The 24003-nt window shown below is 65.3% G+C and carries 19 protein-coding genes; 12 read left to right on the forward strand and 7 right to left on the reverse strand.

Annotation, left to right across the window (positions count from 1 at the left end):
• Window positions 1-59: 59 nt before the first annotated feature.
• On the reverse strand, window positions 60-1622 hold the full coding sequence (locus C5L14_RS21675) for a trimethylamine methyltransferase family protein (protein WP_105864151.1): 1563 nt from the start codon (window positions 1620-1622) through the stop codon (window positions 60-62).
• A 258-nt stretch (window positions 1623-1880) separates the two neighbouring features.
• On the opposite strand from C5L14_RS21675, the gene C5L14_RS21680 reads away from it, so the two are divergent.
• Together C5L14_RS21680 and C5L14_RS21685 are read left to right on the forward strand one after the other, a co-directional pair.
• Window positions 1881-2420: an HdeD family acid-resistance protein gene (locus C5L14_RS21680; protein WP_105864152.1), complete on the forward strand. Its 540-nt coding sequence runs from the start codon at window positions 1881-1883 to the stop codon at window positions 2418-2420.
• Window positions 2421-2436: 16 nt separating this feature from the next.
• Window positions 2437-3048, forward strand: coding sequence for an alpha/beta hydrolase (locus tag C5L14_RS21685; RefSeq protein WP_105864153.1), 612 nt, complete (start codon window positions 2437-2439; stop codon window positions 3046-3048).
• A gap of 111 nt (window positions 3049-3159) precedes the next feature.
• Here the strand turns inward: C5L14_RS21685 and C5L14_RS21690 are convergent.
• Window positions 3160-4109 (reverse strand): IS630 family transposase gene (locus tag C5L14_RS21690; RefSeq protein WP_105862481.1). Its coding sequence is split into 2 segments (ribosomal slippage): window positions 3160-3759 and window positions 3762-4109, totalling 948 coding nucleotides; the frame shifts between segments, so codons are not numbered across the junction.
• 214 nt (window positions 4110-4323) lie between these two features.
• Here C5L14_RS21690 and C5L14_RS21695 point away from each other — a divergent pair.
• Together C5L14_RS21695 and C5L14_RS21700 are read left to right on the forward strand one after the other, a co-directional pair.
• Window positions 4324-4794: a carboxymuconolactone decarboxylase family protein gene (locus C5L14_RS21695; protein ID WP_105864154.1), complete on the forward strand. Its 471-nt coding sequence runs from the start codon at window positions 4324-4326 to the stop codon at window positions 4792-4794.
• Window positions 4795-5500: 706 nt separating this feature from the next.
• A complete protein-coding gene (locus C5L14_RS21700; RefSeq protein WP_105864229.1) occupies window positions 5501-6733 on the forward strand; it encodes an MFS transporter in 1233 nt (410 codons plus the stop codon).
• Between the two features lie 20 nt (window positions 6734-6753).
• Here C5L14_RS21700 and C5L14_RS21705 read toward each other — a convergent pair whose 3' ends face one another.
• Window positions 6754-8328: an acetolactate synthase large subunit gene (locus C5L14_RS21705; protein WP_245443493.1), complete on the reverse strand. Its 1575-nt coding sequence runs from the start codon at window positions 8326-8328 to the stop codon at window positions 6754-6756.
• A 197-nt stretch (window positions 8329-8525) separates the two neighbouring features.
• Entirely contained in the window at window positions 8526-8843 is a 318-nt protein-coding gene (locus C5L14_RS21710) for an SH3 domain-containing protein (RefSeq protein WP_105864155.1), read from the reverse strand.
• A gap of 353 nt (window positions 8844-9196) precedes the next feature.
• On the opposite strand from C5L14_RS21710, the gene C5L14_RS21715 reads away from it, so the two are divergent.
• The 8 genes from C5L14_RS21715 (at window position 9197) to C5L14_RS21750 (ending at window position 19178) form a co-directional block, all read left to right on the forward strand.
• The gene (locus C5L14_RS21715) at window positions 9197-11758 is read left to right on the forward strand and encodes a GcvT family protein (RefSeq protein WP_105864156.1); all 2562 of its coding nucleotides are present in this window, start codon (window positions 9197-9199) and stop codon (window positions 11756-11758) included.
• Between the two features lie 235 nt (window positions 11759-11993).
• Window positions 11994-12776, forward strand: coding sequence for a metallophosphoesterase family protein (locus C5L14_RS21720; RefSeq protein WP_105864157.1), 783 nt, complete (start codon window positions 11994-11996; stop codon window positions 12774-12776).
• Between the two features lie 200 nt (window positions 12777-12976).
• Window positions 12977-13699, forward strand: coding sequence for a metallophosphoesterase family protein (locus C5L14_RS21725; protein WP_105864158.1), 723 nt, complete (start codon window positions 12977-12979; stop codon window positions 13697-13699).
• A gap of 131 nt (window positions 13700-13830) precedes the next feature.
• Window positions 13831-14748 carry an NUDIX hydrolase gene (locus C5L14_RS21730; RefSeq protein WP_245443494.1) on the forward strand — a complete coding sequence of 306 codons (918 nt, stop codon included), beginning with the start codon at window positions 13831-13833 and terminating at the stop codon, window positions 14746-14748.
• A 214-nt stretch (window positions 14749-14962) separates the two neighbouring features.
• Window positions 14963-15946: a quinolinate synthase NadA gene (nadA, locus tag C5L14_RS21735; protein WP_105864160.1), complete on the forward strand. Its 984-nt coding sequence runs from the start codon at window positions 14963-14965 to the stop codon at window positions 15944-15946.
• Window positions 15943-17502, forward strand: coding sequence for an L-aspartate oxidase (locus C5L14_RS21740; protein WP_105864161.1), 1560 nt, complete (start codon window positions 15943-15945; stop codon window positions 17500-17502). The genes nadA and C5L14_RS21740 overlap by 4 nt, the downstream gene beginning before the upstream one ends.
• A gap of 1 nt (window position 17503) precedes the next feature.
• The gene (nadC, locus tag C5L14_RS21745) at window positions 17504-18358 is read left to right on the forward strand and encodes a carboxylating nicotinate-nucleotide diphosphorylase (RefSeq protein ID WP_105864162.1); all 855 of its coding nucleotides are present in this window, start codon (window positions 17504-17506) and stop codon (window positions 18356-18358) included.
• Between the two features lie 43 nt (window positions 18359-18401).
• Entirely contained in the window at window positions 18402-19178 is a 777-nt protein-coding gene (locus tag C5L14_RS21750; protein ID WP_105864163.1) for a metallophosphoesterase family protein, read from the forward strand.
• Window positions 19179-19259: 81 nt separating this feature from the next.
• Here the strand turns inward: C5L14_RS21750 and C5L14_RS21755 are convergent, their stop codons facing one another.
• The 3 genes from C5L14_RS21755 to C5L14_RS21765 all read right to left on the reverse strand — a co-directional run bounded on the left by C5L14_RS21755 (window position 19260) and on the right by C5L14_RS21765 (window position 23933).
• Complete coding sequence (locus C5L14_RS21755; RefSeq protein ID WP_181161285.1) at window positions 19260-21098, reverse strand: peptidoglycan D,D-transpeptidase FtsI family protein; 1839 nt, start codon at window positions 21096-21098, stop codon at window positions 19260-19262.
• A gap of 262 nt (window positions 21099-21360) precedes the next feature.
• On the reverse strand, window positions 21361-23166 hold the full coding sequence (locus tag C5L14_RS21760; protein ID WP_105864164.1) for a cation:proton antiporter: 1806 nt from the start codon (window positions 23164-23166) through the stop codon (window positions 21361-21363).
• Window positions 23167-23372: 206 nt separating this feature from the next.
• Complete coding sequence (locus tag C5L14_RS21765; RefSeq protein WP_105864165.1) at window positions 23373-23933, reverse strand: HNH endonuclease; 561 nt, start codon at window positions 23931-23933, stop codon at window positions 23373-23375.
• Window positions 23934-24003: the final 70 nt, after the last annotated feature.

A 24003-nucleotide genomic window follows, 5' to 3' on the forward strand; every position in this document is an offset into this window, starting at 1 on the left:
GCGAAGCCGGATCGGCGCGCCCATCCCTCTCCTGGCCGGGACAGGGATGGGCAGGCACTTCAGTAATTCGCGTCCGGCATCGAGGCCTTCTTGCGTTCGATGAAATCGCGCAGGGCCTCGTCCTTGCCGGGGTCGATGGCGGGCGCCTCGTAATCGGCCAGCGTCTTCTTCCAGATCTTGTTGGCGCGCTGGGCGGCGTCCTGCTTGCCCTCGGCTTCCCACTGCTCCACCGAATTGTTGTCGGAGATGGTGGAGCGGTAGAAGGCGGTCTCGAAATTGGCCTGGGTGTGGGCGCAGCCGAGGAAGTGGCCGCCCGGCTCGACCTGGCGGAAGGCATCCATGGCCTGGCCGTTCTCGGACATGTCGACGCCCTTGGCCAGCACATGCATGGCGCCGAGCTGGTCGAAATCCATCACGAACTTCTCGTAGGAGGCGGAGAGACCGCCTTCGAGCCAGCCGGCCGAATGCAGCATGAAGTTCACGCCGCCGAACATCGCCGGGATCAGCGTGTTGGCGCTCTCATAGGCGGCCTGGGCGTCCGGGATCTTGGAGGCGCAGAGCGAGCCGCCGGAGCGGAAGGGCAGCTTCATGCGGCGGGCGAGCTGGCCGGCGCCGTAGATGGCGAGCGCCGCTTCCGGCGTGCCGAAGGTCGGTGCGCCCGACTGCATCGAGAGCGTGGAGACGAAGGTGCCGAAGATGGCGGGCGCGCCGGGACGCACCAGCTGCAGGAAGGAGACGCCGGCCAGCACCTCGGCCAGCACCTGGGTCAGCGTGCCGGCCACCGTCACCGGGCTCATGGCGCCGGAGAGGATGAAGGGCGTGATGATGCAGGCCTGGTTGTTCTGGGCGTAGACGTCGGCCGCGCCCAGCATGGTGTTGTCCCACACCATCGGCGAGTTGGCGTTGATCAGGCTGGTGCACACCGTGTTCTGCTGGATGAACTCCTCGCCGAACAGGATCTTGGCCATGTCGACCGTGTCCTGGGCGCGTTCGGGGGCCGTGACCGAGCCCATGAACGGCTTGTCCGAGAGGCGCATATGCGCATAGATCATCTCGAGATGGCGCTTGTTCACCGGCAGGTCGACCGGCTCGCACACCGTGCCGCCCGAATGGTGCACATAAGGATTGGCATAGGCCAGCTTCACGAAATTGCGGAAGTCCTCGATGGTGCCGTAGCGCCGGCCCTTGTCGAGGTCGTGCACGAAGGGCGAGCCGTAATTGGGCGCGAACACCGTGTTGTTGCCGCCGATGACGACATTGCGCTCGGGATTGCGGGCATGCTGGGTGTATTGCGAGGGGGCGGTCTGGATCAGCTTGCGGGCAAGGCCGCGCGGGAAGCGCACGCGCTCGCCCTTGATGTCGCAGCCGGCGGCCTTGAGCAGTTCGAGAGCGCGCGGATATTCGCGAAACTCGATGCCGACTTCCTCCAGCAGCGTCTCGGCATTGTACTCGATGATCTGCATCGCCTCTTCGGAGAGCACCTCCGTGAGGGGGATGTTGCGGCTGATATAGGGCACCGAGGTGCCGCCGCGCTGCACGCGGGCGGCCCGGCGGGCATCACGCCCGCGGCGCGAGGCGGACGGAGCTTCGGTATGCGTGGCGTTGTCGGCTGCGTCCGTCATGGCGTTCTCCCGAGAATTCTGGACCTCAGACTTGAATAGGGGAATGCGTCGCCCGCCTGCGGCTTAAGCGCGCCGCCGAATTGCCGGAAAGCGACGTGTGCGGCGGAGGCAGGATATTGCGGGCGGCTGCCGGAGGGCCGGCGACCGGCCGGGACAGGCCGAAAGGCCGTCGAAACCATATTGCCGTCGAACGCTCGAATCCAGCGGCGGCAATGCTATGTTGCCTTCCGTTCTTGAACGGTGGAAGGGGAGACGACAATGGAAGTTCTGCAGCGGTCCTGGCCCTGGTTCGTCATACTCGGCGTGATCGCGGTGATCGGCGGCATTCTGGCGCTGATCCATCCCGGCTTCGCCTCGCTGGTGGTGGTGGTCTGGGCCGCCTGGGCCTTCATCGTGCTCGGCGTGGGTCAATTGGTGCACGCCGCGGTGATCCGGGCGTGGGGCGGCTTCCTGATGACGGCGCTGATGGGCATTCTGGCGCTGCTGCTCGGAGCCTCCCTGCTGCTCAATCCCCTGGCCGGCGTGGTCTCGCTGACGGCTTTGCTGGGGGCGATGTTCCTGGTCTACGGCCTTGCCAAGGTGATCGTGGCCTTCAATATCCGCTCCTCCGCCAATTGGACCTGGTTGCTGCTGTCGGGCCTGATTTCCATTCTGCTGGCGGTGCTGATCTTCTCGGACTTCCAGCAATCGGCCTCCTCGCTGCTCGGCATTCTGCTCGGCGTCGAGCTCCTGTTCTATGGCTTCGCCTTGCTGATGACCGGCATGGCGCTGCGCAGCAGGGCGGGCGGGAGCCGCTGAGATTGCCGGGTGCGCCGTGACTGATCCGGTAACTCACGGCCTCGTCATTCTGCTGCATGGCGTTGCCGCCTTCGGTTATGATCTCGATCCGCTGGCGGGTGTGCTGCGGCGCTCCCTGCCTCATACCGCCGTGATCGCGCCGGATGCGCCCTTTGCCTATGAGCGGGGACCGGGCCGGCAATGGTACAGCCTGGAAGGCGTCACGCCGGAAAACCGGCTGGCGCGTATCGCCGCCGCGAGGCCGGCCTTCGATGCGTTGATCCGCTCCCTCGTTGACGCGCACGGACTGGCGGACCGGCTGGACCGGGTCGCTCTGGTCGGCTTCTCGCAGGGGGCGACCCTGGCCTTCGATGCCGTGGCCCGCGGACCCTGGCCCGTGGGAGCCCTGGTCTTGCTCTCAGGCCGCTTCGTCGCCCCCGAGCCGTTCACGCCCGCCCTGGCGACGCCGGTGCTGCTGGTGCATGGCAGCGCCGACGAAGCGGTGCCGTCCGAGGAAACCCGGCGGGCCCGCGCCATGCTGCAGGAGGCCGCCATGACGGTGGAAAGCCATATAGTGCGCGGCGTCGGCCACACCATTTCGCCGACGGGCATGAAACTGACACGCCGATTTCTGCGGGAAAGGCTATAGCGTTTTGCGATTAGACGGAGTCACCAAGAATCGCAAAGACGCGTCAGAACAATGAGTTAGAGCAAATTAGCGTTCACGCTTGAACGCGCTTTGCTCTAGAGCATTATGAAATTAGGTTCGATCATATCCTGCGTTAGCGAAGAAATTCGCGCATTCGCAGGGTTTGGTCTGCTGCAAGATGTGCTGGATGGCGTGCGTGAGCTCATCGAGAGAACGAGCGGCGGCTTGGCGCAGCCAGTGTTTGAGTTTGGCGAAGAACTGCTCGATTGGGTTCAAATCGGGGGAGTATTTGGGCAGAAATAGCAGCTTTGCTCCTGCCTCTCGGATGGCTTGGCGTACCTGCTTTCCCTTGTGGGAGCCAAGATTGTCCATGACGACGATGTCGCCCGGCTTCAAGGTTGGAACCAGTTGGGTTTCCACATAGGTGCGGAAACTCTCGCCGTTGATCGGACCATCCAGGACCCAGGGTGCTTCCACCCGATCATGGCGCAGAGCGGCAATGAAGGTCTGGGTCTTCCAATGGCCATGGGGAACGACGGCCTCGAGCCGCTCACCGCATTTGCTCCAGCCGCGGAGCGGGGCCATGTTGGTCTTGGTCCAAGTTTCGTCGATGAACACAAGCCGCTCGGGGGTGATCAGGGGACGGTATTTGATCCATTGCTGCCGGCGCCGGGCGACGTCGGGCCGGCTGCGCTCGCTGGCGACCAGCGTCCTTTTTTAAAACTCAGCTTCTGCTCGTGCAGGAAATTCCACACACTGTGATGGTCGACCTTGAGCCCGCGCTCGGCCAATTCCTTGATCAACTTGGCGATCGTGAAGGCACTTCCGTCTCGGCAGCGCCCAACCAGCCAGTCATGATGCTCACCGCTGATCGCGCGCGGCTTATGGCCCCCCATCTTCCCCGGCGCCACACTGCCGTTTGCCTTGTCCCGCTGCAGCCAAAGCACCGCCGTCGAAACCGCTATGCCAAAACGCAACGCCGCCTGGTTGCGCGAAAACCCTTCTTCCTTGACCGCTCGAACAACCCGCTCACGAAGGTCCATCGAATAAGGAACTGCCATTCGCTGCGGCCTCCTCCGCCGCAGCTATCTTGAATCACTTCTCAATCGATTTGGGAATCCAACGATTCAACCAAAAATCACCCTGCTCTAGGCGAGGCGGGCGGGGTGGTCGCCTGATGGCTGTCGGTCCACGGCGCCGATAAAACGGAGCTGAATGTCACAAACCCGGATCCTGGCTCGTCATGCCCTCGGTATCAACCGAGGAGACCGACCAATGACCGCCAAGCTCAATCCTCTTGCCGCCGCTCCTGCCCTGATGAAGGAGTGGCAGCGCCTTTCCTTCGTCATCGCCGCCAATATCGATCCGGGCCTGTGCGAACTCGTCGAGATCCGCGCCTCCCAGATCAATGGCTGCGCCAATTGCCTCAACATGCACACGGTGTTCGCCCGCGAAAACGGCGAAACCGAGCAGCGCCTCCATCTGCTGGCGGCCTGGCGCGACGCTCCCTGCTACACCGATCGCGAGCGGGCTGCGCTCGCATGGACCGAGGCTTTGACGCGGCTTAGCCAAGGGCACGCCCATGGAGCGGCCTATGAGGCCTTGGCCGCGCATTTCAGCGAGGAGGAGCGGGTCAAGCTCACCTTGCTGATCAATGTCATCAATGGCTGGAACCGCATCTCGGTCGGCTTCGGCGGCTGGGTCGATCCAGCCCTGGTGAAATCGGCCAAGGCTGCCGCCGCCTGAGAGTGCGGGCGGCAGTACGGACGCGGCAGGGACATCGCTTTGCCGCGTCTAAACCAAGATCGGCTTCGCATCATTTGCATGGGCCACGCCATGGCGATATTCACGAGCCCCCTAATGGCGGTGAATCCCATGGCGGCAATGACGGTCCGGAGGGCCGGCCTCCTGCGCTCGGCAAGGCCTCCAAGTCACGATCCGCGGCGTCTGCGGGCGTTGCCGACAGCAACCGCCCTATTGGCGATGGCCGGCGCATGCTGGGTCCAATCCGTCGCTGTTGGTCAACCGGTCCAGCGGACGATGATCTGCCGTGAAGCGACAATGCTTTTGAGTTCGTCCTTGACGGCAAGGGCGGTGCCAAACTGACGAAAACCACGGGCTCCCTCCTTCTCCTGTTTGCGGATTTGCGTGAGGAGGACTGGACGGTCAAAGTGGTTCGGGAAAGCGCTTCATTCGGGTTGCGAGTCGCCAATTCCCGCGGTGCGGTTCTTTCGATTCCCTTCATCGCAGCGAAGACGATCGGACGAATGAGCTGGAATCATCCCGAAGGCTCGAAGGTTGATCTCCTTTGCGACATCGGCGGCCTATGATGATCGGCCCGGCGCGGCGGTAGCGAGAGGTCCTCGGTCGATCGCGTTGGCTCCAATTGCAGGACCTTGCCCCGAATCCCCGGCCTTTCTACAAGAAGAGCCTTCTTCCTGCGGTTCCGGATATGCCAGATCTCTCTCTTTCGCGCGCAGGCGCCTTCCGTCACGGCGGTTTCGCGCGCTATTGGCTGGCGCGCTTCCTCGGCAGCTTCTCGGCCCAGATCATCGGGGTTTCCGTCGGCTGGCAGGTCTATGACCTCACGCGCGATCCCTTCGATCTCGGCATCGTCGGCCTGGTGCAGTTCCTGCCGGCCTTCCTTCTGGTGCTGGTCACCGGCGCGGTGGCGGACCGTTTCAACCGCGTCCGCATCATGGCGCTCTGCCTTGCGGGCGAGGCGCTGTGCGCCCTTGCTTTGATGCTGTTCGGCCTGTGGGGAAGCCAGACGGCCGTACCCATCTTCATCACCTTGGTGGCGTTCGGCACGCTCAGGGCCTTCTTCGGCCCGGCCCAGCAATCGCTGATGCCCAATCTGGTGCCGGCCGAGGATCTCGCCAGTGCCATCGCCTGGAGCACCTCGTCCTGGCAGATCGCCACGGTGATCGGCCCGGTCGCCGGTGGCCTGCTCTATGGCTTGTCGGCCAACACGGCCTATGGCACGGCGCTGGTGCTGCTCGGCTTCGCCACCTTTCTCACCATAACCATCGCACCGCCGCCGCAATTGAAAACGGCCAAGGAAAAGCCGAGCTTCGAGACGCTCGTGGCCGGCTTTCGCTACATCTGGCACGAGAAGATCGTGCTCGGCGCCATCTCGCTCGATCTCTTCGCCATGCTGCTCGGCGGCGCCACGGCTCTGCTGCCGGTCTACGCCCGCGACATTCTCGATGTCGGCCCCTGGGGGCTCGGCATGCTCCGGGCCGCGCCCGGCATCGGCGCCATCGTGGTGGCGGCGATCCTGCTGCGCCACCCGATCAAGGACCATGCCGGCGCGGTGATGTTCGCCTGCGTGGCGCTGGTCGGTGCCTGCATAGCTCTGTTCGGTGCTTCGACGGCGGTCTGGCTCTCCATCCTGGCGCTTGCGCTCTTCGGCGGGCTCGACATGGTGAGCGTCTATGTGCGCGAGACTCTGATCCAGCTCTGGACCCCGGATGCGGTGCGCGGCCGGGTGAACGCGGTCAACCAGGTCTTCGTCGGCGCATCCAACGAGCTCGGCGAGTTCCGTGCCGGCATCTCCGCCGGGCTGATCGGCGCGGTGCCGGCCGTGATCTTCGGCGGCATCGCCACCATCGCCGTGGCCGGCCTGTGGTGGTACTGGTTCCCCGAACTGCGCAAGGTGCGGCATCTGAGCGGGCGAGTGTAGCGGGGCATACCCAATCCTGCTTACAGCACCGCCTCGATCAGTCTCGGGCCCCGCTGGCCCATCGCGGCCTTGAAAGCATCCGCCAGGGCGGCATGGCTTTCCGCCCTGACAGCCTCCACGCCCATCCCCTCCGCAAGCTTCACCCAATCGAGATCGGGATTGCCGATATCGAACATCGACTGGCCGCGCGGGCCGACGCTGCCGAGGCCGACCCCCGCGACCTCGTCCATCAGCACCTTGTAGGCCCGGTTGGCATAAATCACCGTGGTGACGTCGAGCTTTTCGCGCGCCTGCGTCCACAGGGACTGCAGCGTGTACATGGCGCTGCCGTCGGCCTGCAGCGACACCACTTTGCGATCGGGGCAGGCGATGGCGGCGCCGGTGGCCACCGGCATGCCGTCGCCGATCGCTCCGCCCGAAAGCTGCAGGCTGTCATGCGGCGCGGCCGTCTCGTTCAGCGGGTAGAAGGGAAAGCCCGAGGAGATCGTCTCGTCGGAAATGATGGCGTTCTCCGGCAGGAAATGGCCGGCGATGCGCATGATGCCCTCCGCCGTGACGGGACCGTCGGCGGGAAGGGCGGGCGGTTCGTGCGGGGAGGCCCTGCCGGGTGCGCTTGCACCGATCGCCTCGGCCAGGGCCTCGAGGGCGCCGGTGCCATCCTCATGCGGAAAGGCGAGGACGAGCGGCCGGCAACCGGGCGGCGTCAACTCGCTCGGCTGCCCGGGATAGGCGAAGAAGGCGATCGGTGCCTGCGCCCCGACCAGGATCAGGGTCTGCGTGCCCTCCAGGAACTCGATCGCCGGTCCGGGGCGGTAGGGCAGCCTTTCCACGCGAATGCGCCCGGCGCCGCGCTCGACCCGGGGCACGAAGGTGTCGCAGATCAGCCGTGCCCCGGTCTTGGCCGCGATGCGGCCGGCTGCCGCGAGCGCGCGACCGCGCAGGGCCTCGCCGCGCAGCAGGAAGGCGACTGGGCCGCCGGCCCTGAGGGCTGCCACCGACTGCGCCACGGCGCTGTCGGAGACGGACGCAGGACCGAGGACGGGCAGCGGCGCGGCCGGCCTATCGGCGGCGAGCCAGGCGGTGTCGGCCGGCAGGATCAGGCTGGCGATCTGGCCGGGCGCGTTGCGGGCAGCCTGCACGGCGCGGGCGGCATCGGCGGCGACGCTGCGGGCGTTGCGCGAGGAATGCACCCAATGCGAGACCGGGCGGGCGAAAGCGGCGACATCCGAGGTCAGTGGTGCGTCGAAACCCTGATGCGCCGAAGCATGGTCGCCGATGATGTTGACCATCGGCACCGGCACCTTGCGGGCATTGTGGAGATTGGCGAGGCCATTGGCGAGGCCCGGGCCGAGATGCAGCAATGTTGCGGCCGGCTTGCCGGTCATCCGGGCATAGCCATCCGCCGCGCCGGTGACCACGCCCTCGAACAGGCCGAGCACCGGCCGCATGCCCTCGATGCGGTCGAGCGCACCGACGAAATGCATTTCCGAAGTGCCGGGATTGGCAAAGCAGACCTCGACGCCGCTATCGACCAGCGTGCGCACCAGGCTTTCGGCGCCATTCATGCTGTTGGTGGTGGGGAGGGGCTGATGCATCGCTGATAACCGCAGGTGAGGTGGGCCGAAACAGCTCACCCTTAGAGCAAAACGCGTTCAAACGTGAACGCTTATTTGCTCTAACTCTTTGTTTCGGCGTGTCTTTGCGATTCCTGGCGAAGTCATTGAATTGCAAGCCGCTTTGGGCCCAAACGGTGCGACACCTCAGGCATGATGGTGTCGCGCTTTTTTGACGCTCAGCCGCAGTCCTTGGCGATCAGCGGCGAGAAGGCCCAGCCTTGGATGCCCTTGCTGAAGCCGTCCTGTTGCAGGCGCGAATCGCCGCGCCACCAAGTGACTTCGACCCATTTGCCCTGCCGCCCCTGGCCATATTGCACTTCGTCCTCGGGCTTCATGCGGGCGATGAGGCGATGCTGCGGCCCCGGGCCGGCCCGCAGGGCGACGAAGCCATCCGGTGTCTTGCGCAGATGGCACAATTCCATGGCGGAGGCGGTGCCCGGCAGGAAGCAGGCGAGGCAGACGGCGAGCAGCGGCGGACGAAGGGATCGATTCATGATGGGGTCCAATGCGTGGGTGCCCGACAAAGCCACAGGCAGCGGGATACCGCCGTGACGGCGCGCACAGGGCGGGGCGCTTCCTTGTCCCGCGAGGGGAGAAGGCGATGGCTTGGCTACCGATTGCATATGTCACGGTCTGTTTTTCGGTGACGTCGTTTTCTGGCCATGTCCCGGCCCATATGCGACATCGTTCCGGCGTGTCTTCTATAGAGCTAGTCGGCAACGGGATGGCATCGGTGCCGCTTCCTGCGGTGATGGTCGCGCGGCCTTGCGAGAAGGTCGCACTGAGGCAGCAACCGTGGCGGCTTAGGCGCTAAGGTCTCCCGCAACGCATCCGGAGTCGCAGGCAAATGGCAGTGTTTCCAAAAAAGGCGAAGGTCGTCATCGTCGGGTTGGGCGGGATCGTCGGCGCGTCGATCGCCCATCATTTGATCGAGCGGGGCTGGGACGACATCGTCGGCATCGACAAGTCGGGCATCCCGACCGATATCGGCTCCACCGCCCATGCTTCCGACTTCTGCTATGCCACCAGCCACGACTTCCTGTCCTGCTGGACCACGCTCTATTCCATCGATTTCTACGAGAAGATGGGCCATTACGCCCGCGTCGGCGGCCTCGAAGTGGCGCGCGTGGGCGACGACGCCCGCATGGACGAGATCAAGCGCAAGGTCGCTTCCGGCAAGGCCTTCGGCACCCGCGCCCGCTTGATCGAGCCGGCCGAGATCAAGGAGAAGTTCCCGCTGATCGAGGAGCATCTGGTGCAGGGCGGCCTGTGGGACCCTGACGCCGGCCTCGTCATTCCGCGCTCGCAGACGGTGGCGGGCAAGCTCGTCGACCAGGCCGAAGCCGCCGGCAAGCTCCAGGCCTTCGCCAACACGCCTGCCACTTCGCTCGTCATCGAGAATGGCCGCATCAAGGGCGTGGTCACCAGCCGCGGCACCATCGAGGCCGATCATGTCGTGGTCTGCGCGGGCCTGTGGGGCCGCCTGATCGCCGAGATGGCCGGCGAAGACCTGCCGGTCATGCCGGTCGACCACCCGCTCACCTTTTTCGGCCCCTATAACGAATTCGCCGGCACCGGTAAGGAAATCGGCTGGCCGCTGCTGCGCGACCAGGGCAACTCGGCCTATATGCGCGACACCGGCGATCCGACCACCGCGGAAGGCGGCCAGATCGAATGGGGCTATTACGAAGAGACCAATCCGCGCCTGTGCCATCCGCGCGACCTTCTCGAAAAGCACGAGGCGCGCCTCTCGCCCTCGCAGCGCGACCTCGACATGGAGCAGATCATGGCGCCGCTCGAACGCGCCATGGAATTGACGCCGATCCTCGGTGAACTCGGCTTCAACGAAGGCCACTCCTTCAACGGCCTCCTGCAGGTCACCACCGATGGCGGCCCTTCCATGGGCGAAAGCCAGAAGGTGCGCGGCCTGTGGTATGCCGTGGCCATCTGGGTCAAGGACGGCCCCGGCATGGGCAAGCTGATCGCCGACTGGATGACCGACGGCCGCACGCCGATCGACCACAACAAGATCGACTATGCCCGCTTTTCCCCGCACATGCTGAAGGAAGACTTCATCGAGGGGCGCTGCGGCGAGGCGGCCCGCAAGATCTACAATCCGGCCGTGCATCCGCGCGAGCCCTACGACACCGGCCGCAACATCCGGCGCTCGCCCTTCTATGAGCGCGAGAAGGAGCTCGGCGGCTATTTCATGGAGCTCGGTGGCTGGGAGCGCGCCCACGGTTATGCCGCCAACGAGCATCTCCTCGAGAAATACGGCAACCGCGTGCCGGTGCGCGAGAACGAATGGGACAACCGCCATTTCTGGCGCGTCTCCAATGCCGAACAGCTCGCCATGAGCGAGGATTGCGGCATCATCAACCTCTCGCACTTCGCCATGATCGATGTCGAAGGCCCCGACCATGTCGCGCTGATGGAGTGGGTTTGCGCCGCCAAGATCGGCGGTGACGCCAATATCGGCAAGGGCATCTACACCCACTTCCTCGACGAGGACGGCATGGTGCGGGCCGACCTCACCGTGTTCCGCATGGCCGACCGCTGCCGCGTGGTCGACGGTGCCGATGCCGGCCCGCGCGACCTCAACTATCTGCGCCGCGTCGCTCAGGACAAGGGCTTCGACGTCACCATCACCGATACATCTGAGAAATACGTCACCATCGGCATCTGGGGCCCGAATGCCCGCGTCAATCTGAAGAAGGTGGTGGAAGACCCGGCCGGACTCGATCCGGAGAACTTCCCCTTCGCCGCCATCAAGCCGATCCGCATCGGCGGCAAGGACGTTTCCGCCTTCCGCATCTCCTATGTCGGCGAGCAGGGCTGGGAGCTGCATATGCGCTACGAGGATGGCCTCGCGGTCTGGGACGCGCTGCGCTCCACCGGGGTGATCGCCGTCGGCGTGGAGACCTACGCCAATTCCCGCCGCATGGAAAAGAGCCTGCGCCTGCAGAACGCCGAGCTCAACACCGAGTACAACCTGATCGAAACCGATCTCCAGCGCCCCAAGGTCAAGGAGGCCGATTTCTGCGGCAAGGCCAAGCATCTGGAGCATCGCGCCCGCCCGCATCAGCCGGCCATGCTGTGCACGCTGGTAATCACGGACAATGTCGACGCCAAGGGTGTCGCCCGCTATCCCGTCGGCATCCTGCCGGTGATGGACCCGGCGACCGGCGAGACGCTGGTCGACGAACTCGGCCGGCGTTCCTACACCTATTCGATCGCCTATGGGCCCACCATCGGCAAGAACATCGCGCTCGCCTATCTGCCGCATGCCTATGCTCAGGAAGGCCGCAAGCTCGAAGTCGAATATTTCGGCGAGACCTACCCGGTCGAGGTGGCAGGGGTCGGCTACAAGCCGCTCTACGACCCCGAGAACCTGAAGCCGCGAAGCTGAGGGAACCCATCCTCACCGAAAATGGCGCGATTTCCTTCTCCCCTTGCGGGTGTCGTCAACTCTCTTGAGTTGACGACACCCGCAAGGGGAGAAGGCTACAAGTGCCCCGCCGTCGGGCGCCATCCCGAGTTCTCCACGTCACAATTGCCCGCTCTTGTTGACGTTTGGGGCGGGCACGCGGAAGTAGGAGGTCTCATTCCCTGACCCTCGCCCGGCACGGGCGAGGGAGTCCGCCATGCCCAAGAAACCGATAGCAAAACCGATCGTCAAACCAACGGCCAAGAAGAAGATCGAGCGCTTTCCCGAGCCGCCCAGCATGCCGCCCGGGACCTCCGTCATCGCCATCGGCGACATCCACGGAAGGCTCGACCTGCTGGAGCCGCTGCTCGTGCGCATCGAGAGGCGTGCATCGCTGCTACCGGGCCTTCGGCATGTCGTGGTCAGCGTCGGCGACCTCATCGACCGCGGCCCCGATTCCGCCGGCGTGATCGAACGGCTGATGAACGGCGTGCGAGGCTGCGAACTCAACGTGCTGCTCGGCAATCACGAGGACGCCCTGCTGGGCTTTCTCGACGACAAGCCGATCGGCGATGCCTGGCGCAGCTTCTTCGGCGCCGACGCCTTCCTGCAGAGCTACGGCATCGCCAGCCGGCAGAACTACAAGGTGGAGAAGACACCGGACCGCCTGCGCCAGGACATGCTCGCGGCCATACCGCAGGCCCATCTCGATTTCCTGCGCGGCCTGCCCACCTCCTACAGCATCGGCGACTATTTCTTCGCCCATGCCGGCGTGCGTCCCGGCGTGCCGCTGGATGAGCAGGACGACCGTGATCTCGTCTGGATCCGCGAGGAATTCCTGCATTCCAAGCAGCGTTTCGAGAAGAAGATCGTCCACGGCCACACACCGGTCCGCAAGCCGGACTTCAACCGCAACCGCATCAATCTGGACACCAAGGCCTATGCCTCCGGCGTGCTGACGGCGGTGCGGTTCGAGGGCATCGAGGCCGCGGTGTTCTGAGCGGCTGGAAGGCCGCCCCTCTCTTCGAATGCAGTGTTTCCGAGAGCGGACGGGACGTCCGCGGTCCCAGGGGCAACGTTTCCCGCGCGACCTGGCAAGGCTTGCTCGGGAACTTCCGAGGCTGGGACCGCGGACGTCTCGTCCGCCTCTTGCCGCCCGGCCCACGACCCCCTTATTGTATTGCATGGAGGGAGCGCATCATGGGGCCATTCCATCTGCCCGCTATCCCCGACGACATCAGCGTCATCGCCTTCGGCGACGTGCATGGCTGCTACGACAAGCTGGAAATCCTGCTCGAAAAGATTGAAGAACGCCTGGCCGCTTTGCCGGAGCGGCGGCACATCGTTGTCTCCGTCGGCGATCTCGTCGATCGCGGCCCGGATTCGGCCCGGGTGGTCGAACGGCTGACCGCCGGCCTACCGGGCTGCGAACTCGTGGTGCTCAAGGGCAATCACGAGGCGATGATGCTCGAATTCATCCGCGGCGGCGAGGATGCCGAGGCCTGGCTGCACAATGGTGGCCTGCGCACGCTGGCGAGCTACGGCATCGATCTGGAGCGGACCCTGGCCGAAGGCCCGACGCTTCATGGCCTGCGCCGCGCCTTTCTCGACGCAATACCGGAACATCATCTCGCCTTCCTGGCGAAGATGCCGCTCAGCTATGCCTGCGGCGATTATTTCTTCGTGCATGCCGGTGTTCGCCCCGGCCGTCCCCCCGACCGCCAGAACGAGGAGGACCTCCTGTGGATCCGCAACGAGTTCCTCGACTGGGACGGCGATTTCGGCAAACGCATCGTGCATGGCCACACGCCGGTCGACATCGCGACCTTCAAGCCCAACCGCATCAATCTCGACACCGGCGCCTGTTTCGGCGGCCCCCTGACCGCCGTGCTGCTGGAGGGGACGGAGGCGACGATTTTTTGAATTGGGCTGCCTGAATCACTTCACTTGTTGAAACCTTTGGTCAAAAGCTGCGGCTTGCTTGCTCCGAGCGGTTGCAATTGCGACTGCTTTGAGCCAGACGCCCTTCTGTCCCTAGCCCGGAGAAACCGATCGTGCCGCCAGAGACCGGCAATCTCGTCACCGCCGACCTGATCGCCGTGCTGGTGGCGGTCTCCGCGGGGCGGCCGCGGGTGATGACGGTGCAGGACGGCCGGGGCCTGCCCTCGGGGCCCTTCGAGGCAGGCCATCGTTCGCTGCAGACCGGGTTGCGTGCCTGGGTGGAAGGCCAGACCGGCCATCCTCTCGGTTATGTCGAACAGCTCTATACCTTCGCCGACAAGGATCGCGGGGCGGGGGATATGCAGCGGGCGATCTCGATCTCCTATCTTGGCCTGACCCGGGAAAATGCGGGCCAAGGCGAAGAGACCGGCTGGCGCGACTGGTACGAGTATTTTCCCTGGGAGGATCATCGTGCCGGCCCGCCGGGCTTTTTCCAGGCCGGCATCGTCGCGCCGCTGAAAGCCTGGGCCGGGGCGGCCGACAGCGCGGCCCTGCGCGAGATGCGTTCCCAGCGTGTGCAGATCACTTTCGGGCTGGAAGGCTTTGCCTGGAACGAGGAACTTGTGCTGCAGCGCTACGAACTGCTCTATGAGGCCGGGCTGGTGCCGGAAGCCGCCGTGAGCAGTACGCCCCCCGTGCCGGGCAGGCCGATGCACGCCGACCATCGCCGCATCCTCGCCACTGGCATCGCCCGGCTCAGGGCCAAGATCAAATATCGCCCGGTGGTGTTCGAATTGCTGCCCGCCACTTTCACCCTGCTGCAGCTCCAGCGCAGCGTCGAGGCCCTGGCCGGGCGCCTGGTGCACAAGCAGAATTTCCGCCGCCTGATCGAGCAGCAGGAACTGGTCGAAGAGACCGGCGCCATGGCCGCCGAGACCATCGGGCGTCCGGCCAAGCTGTTCCGCTTCCGCCAGGCCGTGCGGGCCGAACGCGTGGCAGCCGGCACCAAGCTGCCGCTGGCGCGGGGGTAGCAGCTCGCTTCGCAAGTTTGGCGCGGTCTCCCTTCTCCCGCAGGGGGAGAAGGCTTATCGTGCCAGTCTCACTCTGCCTGGGCTTGGGTTTCAACTGATCCTTCTCTCGATCGCGCTGTGAGATCTTTATGCTCTAGCTGAACATAATTCGCTTGACATTGCTTATGCTCAGTTTAAGCATATGCCGGATATATGCTCAATAGGAGTATAAATAATGTCCCTCGATGCTGCCGTCCTCGCCCGTACCGCACCGCTCTATGAACGGGTCAGGCGCGTCATTCCGGCGATGGAATGGCCTGTCTTCGCCGACGATGTCGACGCCATCCTGTCGCTCAAGCGCGAGCGAAATGCCGTCATCCTGGCGCACAACTATCAGACGCCGGAGATCTTCCACTGCGTCGCCGATGTGGTGGGCGACAGCCTGGCACTCGCCCGCAAGGCGGTGGATACCAATGCGGATGTCATCGTGCTGGCGGGCGTGCATTTCATGGCCGAGACCGCCAAGCTGCTCAACCCGGACAAGACGGTGCTGATCCCGGATCTCGGTGCCGGCTGTTCGCTGGCCGATTCGATCACGCCCGAGGATGTGCGCCTGATGCGGGCGACCTATCCGGGCGTGCCCATCGTCACCTATGTCAACACCTCGGCGGCGGTGAAGGCCGAATCCGACGTCTGCTGCACCTCCGGCAATGCCAAGCGCATCGTCGAGAAGCTCGGCGTGCCCAAGGTGATCATGCTGCCCGACGAATATCTCGCCCGTAACATCGCCGCCGAGACCGATGTCGAGATCATCGCCTGGAAGGGCCATTGCGAGGTGCATGAGCGCTTCTCGCCGACCGAGGTGCGCCAGCTCCGGGAAGACCATCCCGGTGTGATCGTGCTCGCCCATCCCGAATGCCCGCCGGAGGTGGTGGCGGAAGCCGATTTCTCCGGCTCGACCGCGCTGATGTCCGACTATGTCGCCGAGCACAAGCCCGCCCGCGTGGTGCTGCTGACCGAGTGCTCGATGAGCGACAACGTCGCCGTGCAGCACCCCAGCGTCGATTTCATCCGCCCCTGCAATCTCTGCCCGCATATGAAGCGCATCACGCTCGCCAATATCCGTGAGGCGCTGGAGACTGGTCAGCACGAGGTCACCATCGATCCTGCTGTCGCGGTCGCCGCGCGCCGGGCTGTCGAGAGGATGCTCGCGCTATGAGCGATCATCCCTTGCTCTATCGCGACCGCCCGGTGGTGGTCGGGGCCGGCCTCGCCGGACTGATGACGGCGCTCTGTCTCGCGCCCGAGCCGGTGGTGCTGCTCTCCCGCGCGCCGCTCGGCGCGGAGACTTCGACCGCCTGGGCGCAGGGCGGCCTCGCCGCGAGCCTGGCGGCGGACGACACGCCCGCCATGCATCTCGCCGACACAGTGGAGGCTGGCGCCGGCCTGGTCGAGGCCGAGGCGGCCCGCCGCATCGTCACGGCGGCACCCGAGGCGGTGCGCCGGCTCGCTGCCCTCGGCGTGCGTTTCGACGAGGCGGATGGGGCTTTCCTGCTCGGCCTCGAAGCCGCCCATGGCCGCCGCCGCATCGTGCATGCCGATGGCGATGCCACCGGACGGGAGATCGTCCGGGCCCTTGCCGCCGCCGTGCGGGCCACACCCTCGATCACCGTGCTGGAGGGGGTCGAGGCGCGGCGCCTCATCGTCGAGGACGGCGCGATTGCCGGCATCGTCTGCGTCGGCCCGAAGGGCGAGACGATGACGATCCCCACCGCACGCGTGGTACTGGCGACCGGAGGCATTGGTGGCCTCTTCTGCGACAGCACAAATCCCCGGGCGAGCCAAGGGCAGGGCCTGGCCCTGGCTGCTCGCGCCGGCGCCATGCTCTCCAACCTCGAATTCGTGCAGTTCCATCCGACGGCGCTCGATACCGCGGCACGGCCGATGGGGCTGGTCAGCGAAGCCGTGCGGGGCGAGGGCGCCGTGCTGGTCGACGAGACCGGCGAACGCTTCCTTCGCCACCTGCCGGGCGCCGAACTCGCTCCGCGCGACGAGGTCGCCCGTGGCATCTGGCGGCATTTGGCCGAGGGCCACCGCGTCTATCTCGACGCCCGCCAGCAGCCCGGCGCGGGCTTCGCGCGCCGCTTTCCGGGGATAGACCGGCTGTGCCGGGAGGCGGGCTTCGATCCCACATCGCAGCCGCTGCCGGTGCGGCCGGCCCAGCACTACCACATGGGCGGCATAGCGGTGGACGGACAAGGCAGGAGTTCCGTCCCGGGGCTGTGGGCTTGCGGCGAGGTGGCCTGCACCGGGCTGCATGGCGCCAATCGCCTGGCCAGCAATTCACTGGCCGAGGCCGCGGTCTGCGCCGCCTGGGTAGCCGAGAGCGTAGGGAGTGCGCCGGGAACGAGCTCCCGATTTGGGCGAGCCGCGATTGCCGTGCCTGCCGCCGATCTCCGGGCCGGCGATCCTGCGCCGACGCGTCAGATTCTATCACGCGCGCTCGGCGTGATCAGGGTGCGTGCCGGGCTGGAGGCGGCGATCGCCGAGCTTCTGCCGCTGGCCGCCGGCACGCGGCCCGCCTCGAACCCGGCCCTGGTCGGCCTGATGCTGGCCGTCTCCGCCCTCGCCCGGCAGGAAAGCCGGGGGGCGCATTGGCGGGCCGACTTCCCCTCCAGCCTGCCGATGGCGGCACCATCATTCCTCTCGCTCGGCCAGGCGCTTGCCCTGGCCCGCGAGACCGTCGCTTCCCTTCCTTTCGCAGAAAGTGCCTGACATGCCGTTGTTGCCGCTCTCTCCGTTCCTGTTCGAGCCGATCGTCCGCGCCGCTCTGGTCGAGGATCTCGGCCGGGCCGGCGATCTCACCACCGATGCCATCGTGCCTCCCGATCTCAAGGCGACCACCGTGCTGGCGGCGCGGCAGGACGGCGTAGTCGCCGGCCTCGACATCGCCGCGACGGCCTTCCGCCTGCTCGACCCCCATGTCGGGATCACGGTGAAACGTGGCGATGGCGCCAGGGTCTCGCCGGGGACCGTCATCGCCACCGTCAGCGGTTCGGCCCGGGCCCTGCTGACGGGCGAACGCACGGCGTTGAATATTCTGTGCCATCTCAGCGGCATCGCCAGCGCCACGGCCTCGGTCGTGGAGGCGGTGAAAGGGCACAAGGCTACCGTCGTGTGCACCCGCAAGACCACGCCCGGGCTGCGCGCGCTGGAAAAATATGCGGTGCGGGCCGGCGGTGGCGGCAATCATCGCTTTGGGCTCGACGATGCCATCCTGATCAAGGATAACCATGTCGCCATTGCCGGGGGCATCCGCCCGGCACTGGAGCGGGCCAAGGCGGCGGCGGGCCATATGGTGAAGATCGAGCTGGAGGTCGACACGCTGGCCCAGCTTGAGGAGGCGCTGGCCGTCGGCGTCGATGCGGTGCTGCTCGACAATATGAGCCCTGCGCAATTGCGCGAAGCGGTGGCGATGGTGGGCGGAAGAGCGCTGACCGAGGCCTCTGGCCGGGTTACGGCGGCAACGGCGCCGGCGATCGCGGCCGCGGGTGTCGACCTCATCTCCGTCGGCTGGCTCACCCACAGCGCGCCGGTCCTCGATATCGGGCTGGACTGCCGGGCGGGATAGCAGGAGCCTTGCGACGCGTGGTGCGCCTGCCTATGCTGCCGCCATGCAGAATCCCATCGTACCCTTTTCCATCCCGCCGCGTGCGCCGGCGGGGACGACCATCATTGCCTTCGGTGACGTCCACGGCCACCTCGCGCTGATGGAAGAGATCCTGGCCAAGGCCCAAGCTCGCGCCCGGGCCAAGCCGGAGCGGCGCCACATCGTCATCAGCCTCGGCGACCTCGTCGACCGCGGACCGGACTCCCGTGGCGTCGTGGCCCGGCTGATGGGGGATCTGCCAGGCTGCGAGCTTCATGTGCTCCGGGGCAACCACGAAACCTTGCTGATGTCCTTCCTGGCAGGGGACCCCGATGCCGATGTCTGGCTCAAATGGGGCGGCATGGCGACGGTGGGCAGCTATGGCGTCGACATCAAGGGGGCCAACCCCCAATCGACGCGGGATGTCGAGCGTCTGAGGGAGGAGTTCCGCGTGAGGATGCTGCCCGACCATCTCGAATTCATGCGCACGCGGCCGCTGAGTCTCACTTTCGGCGATTATTTCTTCGTACATGCCGGCGCGCGGCCGGACGTGCCGCTGGCCGAGCAGAAGGAATACGACCTGATCTGGATCCGTGACGAGTTCCTGCCCTCTGGCCAGCTCTTCGAGAAGAAGATCGTGCATGGCCACACCGCGGTGGAGGAGCCGGATTTCCGCACCAACCGCATCAATCTCGACACGGGCGCCTGCTATGGCGGCAAGCTGACGGCGGCCATCTTCGAGGATGACCTGGCCGAGGTGTTCGTCTCCATCCCCGCCCCGCCGCGCACGCATTTTCCGTGAGAGGCGCCGTCACTGCGAGCGAAGCAATGACGATGATGGCGGCAGATGGGTCCCAGCCGGGAAAGCGGCCTGCTTTCCTCCTCAATGCGTGACGAGCCATTCCATCGGATGGTCTTCGCCGCGGGGCGCATAAAGCGGCGGCACAGGGTTTGGAATTTCCTGGAAGCGCGGCTTGACGCCGAGCAGCGGCCCGACCCGTTCCAGGATCTTGCCGGTGGTGACGCCGGCATTCCAGGCGGCGGATGAGTAGCCATAGGTCTCCGGCAGGCCCTTGGGTTCGTCATAGAGCACGAGCACCAGATATTTCGGCTTGTCGAAGGGAAACACCGCCATGAAGGTGGTGAAGTTGAGCGACTTCGAATAGCGCCCATTGATGACCTTTTCGGCCGTGCCGGTCTTGGCGCCGATGCCGAGGCCGGGAACATCGGCCTTCTTGCCGGAACCGTCGGTGGCGTTGAGGCGCATGATGTAGCGCATCACGTCGGAGGTGTGCTTCTTCAGGACCAGCTTGGAGCCGGCCAGGGCATCGCTCTCGCTGCGCGCCAGGAAAGTCGGCTTGATCAGATGGCCGCCATTCATCATCGCCCCGACCGCCATCATTGCCTGCAGCGGCGCCACGGCCATGCCGTGGCCGAAGGCGATGGTGATGGTGTTGATCTCGCTCCAGCGCCTGGGCAGGATCGGCATGGCGTTCTCGGGCAGTTCGGTAATCAGCCGCGTGGTCTGCCCCATCATCCTGAGAAAGGCCTTGTGGGCGTCGACGCCGAGGGCGAGGGCCATTCTGGCCGAGCCGATATTGGAGGAGAAGGTGAACACCTCCGGCAGGCTCAGCATGCGCCGGCGGGCATGGTCGTCATGGATGGTGAAGCGGCCATATTTGAGCGTGGTGCGGGCATCGAGCATGGAGGCGGTAGTGAACTTGCCCGATTCGATCGCCATGGCCGTGGTGAGGGCCTTGAAGGTCGAGCCCATCTCGAACACGCCGACATTGATGCGGTTGATCCGGTTGGGATCGAGGGCATCGGCCGGGTTGTTGGGATCGAAATCGGGCAACGACACCAGCGAGATCATCTCGCCGGTGTTGACGTCCATGATGGCGCCGGCGGCCGCCTTGGCCTGGTAGTGTTCCATGCCGGCGACGAGTTCCTCGCGCATCACGGCCTGGGCGCGCAGATCGATCGAAAGACGCACCGGCTTGAGGTCATGCGGATCGGATGCATAGCCGAGCGCCTGCAGTTCGGAGAGGCCGCGCTTTCTGTCGATATAGCGCTCGATGCCGGCGATGCCCTGGTTGTCGATGTTCACGGCTCCGAGCACATGGCTCACCGTCGGCCCGTTGGGGTAGATGCGCTTGTTCTCGTTGATGAAGCCGATACCGGGCAGGCCGAGCGCATAGATGCGGTTGCGCTGCTCGGGCGTGATCTCGCGCTTGAGCCAGATGAAGCCCTTGCCGGAGGCGAGCTTGGCCCTGAGGTCGCGTGCGTCGAATTCCGGCATCTGGGCGGTGAGCAGCTCGGTCGCCTCGTCGACGTCGATGATCTTCTTCGGCTCGGCATAGAGCGAGGGCACCTGCACGTCGGTTGCCAGGATGCGGCCATTGCGGTCGAGGATATCGGGGCGAGCCGCCGCCAATTGATCGGCCGCCGAGCGGCGCGCATCATATTGCTCGTCCGGCGCGGTGCCGAACTGCACCAGCCGGCCCAGGATCGCCATGTAGATGCAGACGAACCCCACCACGATCAGCAGGATGCGGCCCGCGCTCTTCTGCAGCTTGGTGGGCATTATGGGACGCCGCCTGGGTCTTTCGCCCGGCAGGGGCGGCTCGCTCGCCGCCGGGAAGTCCTGGGAGGGCGAGGTAGCGGCGACGGCCTGGTGACCCGCCTGCTCGTGATCTGCCTCGTCGGCGGAAGAGGTTTGCATCGCAGCTTTTCCCAGTGCCTCGCAAGCAGCCGCGACCTGCCGGGCCTGCACCCGGCGGTTCCTGCCGCGTCTCGATGTGTTGAACGACACAGGGCGCGTGGATCGCCCGCTATCCGAAAAGGAGTTGGTGTCTAAAAATGGTTCATTCTATTCATGGAACAGCAATAAAGCCGCGAAAAAGGCGGGTAAAGAGTATCAAACCATTAACAATTCGTACGGTTATCGAGGCCTTAACGGAAAGTGGCTGGCGGGCCCATCCAGCTCAGGCGGCCTGACCGGGCTGGCCTTCTTCGGAGTGCAGCAGGTCGCGGATCATGCCGCGGGCGATTTCCTCTTCGCCCATCAGGATCACGTCGGCTCCCAGTCCCCTGAGGTAGCCGACGGCCTCCTCGCTATGGGCCCGAGCGAGAATGCGGATGGCAGGATTGAGCTTGCGGGCCTGTTCAACCAGATGGCCGGCCTCGAAGGCGTCGGGGATGGCGACGACCAGCCATTTCGCGCCGGCCAGATTCTGCAGCTCGAGCGTCTCGTAATCGCCCGCCGGCCCGGAATAGACCTCGATGCCGTCGGCTTTCAGCTTCTCGACCTCGCTTTGCGATTCCTCGATCACCACCAGCGGCACGCCGGTCTGATGCAGAGCCTTGGCGACCCGGCTGCCGACACGGCCATGGCCGACCAGGATGGCGTGCTGGCTGAGCTTGGTCGGCTGGACGACTTCGATGTCGCCGTCTTCAGGCAAAGGCGCGGCTTCCGCCATGGGCGCACCCGGCTCGGCCTCGGGCTGAGGCGGTGCCTCGGGCTCGGCTTCCGGCCTGGTTTCCGATTTGGGCGCCACGGCCGGCTGGCGTTCGGGGCGCAACACGAAACGGTCCAGCGCCATGAACAGGATCGGATTGATCACGATGGAGATGAGGGCGCCCGCCACCACCAGGTCGCGCGCCGTGCCGGGGATGATGTCGAGCTCGACGCCCAGCACCGCCAGGATGAACGAGAATTCGCCGATCTGGGCCAGGCTCGCCGAAATGGTCAGGGCCACGCCCTTGGAATAGCCGAAGCCGCGCACGATCAGGAAGGCGGCGATCGACTTGCCGACCACGATGATCAGGAAGGTGACGAGCACGGCAAGCGGATGCTGGATCAGGATCGAGGGGTTGAACAGCATGCCGACCGAGACGAAGAACAGCACCGCGAAGGCGTCGCGCAGCGGTAGCGTCTCGTTGGCCGCCTGCTTGCTGAGCGGGGATTCGGCCAGCACCATGCCGGCGAAGAAGGCGCCCAGCGCAAAGGAGACGCCGAAGAGCGCGGCGGCGCCATAGGCAACCCCGAGCGAAATCGCCAGCACGGCCAGGCGAAAGAGCTCGCGCGAGCCGGTATGGGCGACGAAATGCAGGACCCAGGGGATGACCTTGCGCCCGACCACCAGCATCAGCGCCACGAAGGCGGCGACCTTGACGGCGGTGACCATCAGGGTGGCGCCGATCGAACTGAGGCCGAGATTGGCGGCAAGGCCCGAGGGCGCCACTTCGCCCGGCGCATGGCCGCCGAGAAGGCCGGCCAGCGGGGGAATCAGCACCAGGGTGATCACCATCACCAGGTCTTCAACGATCAGCCAGCCGACGGCGATCCGCCCGCGCTCGGTTTCGATCAGCTTGCGCTCCTGCATGGCGCGCAGCAGCACCACTGTACTGGCGACCGAAAGGGCGAGGCCGAAGACGAGGCCCGTGCCGAGGCCCCAACCCATGATCCAGGCAAAGCCCATGCCCAGCAGCGTCGCTACCGCGATCTGGCCCAGGGCGCCAGGTATGGCGATGGCACGGACGGAAAGCAGGTCCTTCAGCGAAAAATGCAGGCCGACGCCGAACATCAGCAGGATGACGCCGAGTTCGGCCAGCTCGTTGGCGAGCTTCTGGTCGGCCACGAAGCCGGGCGTGAAGGGGCCGATCACAACACCGCCGAGCAGATAGGCCACGATCGGCGAGAGCCGCAGACGCTGCGCGACGAGCGCGAAGATGAATGCCAGTCCCAAACCCGCCACGATCGTTGCTATCAACGGTGTCTCGTGCGGCATGGAACCTCCCTTCGCGGTCGTAACGAGCCTTCGACGTGCCTACAGCACCCCAGATCTGTCTGATGATTGCCTTGCGGCCGCTTCACCATAGGAGAGTTCGATAGTGAGCGCTCGTTAACAATCGGAAAGGTCACCATCAAACCACGGCGATAGCGTGGAACGAGAATGCCGCGACGCGCAAAGCATGCCCGGGTGAAGGATGCCGATCAAGGCTCCAGTTCGGTATCCCAATAGAGATAATCGAGCCAGCTTTCATGCAGATAGTTCGGCGGGAAATGCCGGCCGTTCTGGTGCAGGTCGCTGAGGGAGGGAGCGTAGGGCTTCTGGCTGGGATGCATGCCGGCTTCGGCGGGCATGGCGCCGCCCTTCTTCAGATTGCAGGGCGAGCAGGCGGCGACGACGTTTTCCCAGGTGGTCTGCCCGCCCCGGGAGCGGGGAATGACGTGGTCGAAGGTCAGATCCGAACGTGTGCCGCAATATTGGCAGGTGAAACAGTCGCGCAGGAAGACGTTGAAGCGGGTGAAGGCAGGGTTTCGACTGGGTTTGACGTAGGTCTTGAGACACACCACCGAAGGTAATCGGAACTCGAAGGTGGGACTTCGCACCACCTTGTCATATTCGGAGATGATGTTGACCCTGTCGAGGAAGACCGCCTTCACCGTATCCTGCCAGGACCATAGCGACAGCGGATAATAGGACAGCGGCCGGTAATCGGCGTTCAGCACGAGGGCAGGACAGGCCTCGGGCGAGACCGGCGGATGAAACACAGCAGGCGAAACATGCGCTGTCACGAAGCGCTCCCGTCACCATCAGTCCAGCCGAAAAGGCCGATTCGGC

Origin of the sequence: Labrys okinawensis (genome assembly GCF_002982075.1) — a bacterium.
Taxonomy (GTDB): domain Bacteria; phylum Pseudomonadota; class Alphaproteobacteria; order Rhizobiales; family Labraceae; genus Labrys; species Labrys okinawensis_A.

Excerpts from the sequence above, each read along its gene's own strand:
- nadC (WP_105864162.1), top strand. The coding sequence starts at position 17,504 with ATGCCGTTGTTGCCGCTCTCTCCGTTCCTGTTCGAGCCGATCGTCCGC.
- C5L14_RS21715 (WP_105864156.1), top strand. The coding sequence starts at position 9,197 with ATGGCAGTGTTTCCAAAAAAGGCGAAGGTCGTCATCGTCGGGTTGGGC.
- C5L14_RS21705 (WP_245443493.1), bottom strand. The coding sequence starts at position 8,328 with ATGCATCAGCCCCTCCCCACCACCAACAGCATGAATGGCGCCGAAAGC.
- C5L14_RS21760 (WP_105864164.1), bottom strand. The coding sequence starts at position 23,166 with ATGCCGCACGAGACACCGTTGATAGCAACGATCGTGGCGGGTTTGGGA.
- C5L14_RS21700 (WP_105864229.1), top strand. The coding sequence starts at position 5,501 with ATGCCAGATCTCTCTCTTTCGCGCGCAGGCGCCTTCCGTCACGGCGGT.
- C5L14_RS21720 (WP_105864157.1), top strand. The coding sequence starts at position 11,994 with ATGCCCAAGAAACCGATAGCAAAACCGATCGTCAAACCAACGGCCAAG.
- nadA (WP_105864160.1), top strand. The coding sequence starts at position 14,963 with ATGTCCCTCGATGCTGCCGTCCTCGCCCGTACCGCACCGCTCTATGAA.
- C5L14_RS21675 (WP_105864151.1), bottom strand. The coding sequence starts at position 1,622 with ATGACGGACGCAGCCGACAACGCCACGCATACCGAAGCTCCGTCCGCC.
- C5L14_RS21695 (WP_105864154.1), top strand. The coding sequence starts at position 4,324 with ATGACCGCCAAGCTCAATCCTCTTGCCGCCGCTCCTGCCCTGATGAAG.
- C5L14_RS21750 (WP_105864163.1), top strand. The coding sequence starts at position 18,402 with ATGCAGAATCCCATCGTACCCTTTTCCATCCCGCCGCGTGCGCCGGCG.
- C5L14_RS21710 (WP_105864155.1), bottom strand. The coding sequence starts at position 8,843 with ATGAATCGATCCCTTCGTCCGCCGCTGCTCGCCGTCTGCCTCGCCTGC.
- C5L14_RS21725 (WP_105864158.1), top strand. The coding sequence starts at position 12,977 with ATGGGGCCATTCCATCTGCCCGCTATCCCCGACGACATCAGCGTCATC.
- C5L14_RS21740 (WP_105864161.1), top strand. The coding sequence starts at position 15,943 with ATGAGCGATCATCCCTTGCTCTATCGCGACCGCCCGGTGGTGGTCGGG.
- C5L14_RS21755 (WP_181161285.1), bottom strand. The coding sequence starts at position 21,098 with ATGCAAACCTCTTCCGCCGACGAGGCAGATCACGAGCAGGCGGGTCAC.
- C5L14_RS21680 (WP_105864152.1), top strand. The coding sequence starts at position 1,881 with ATGGAAGTTCTGCAGCGGTCCTGGCCCTGGTTCGTCATACTCGGCGTG.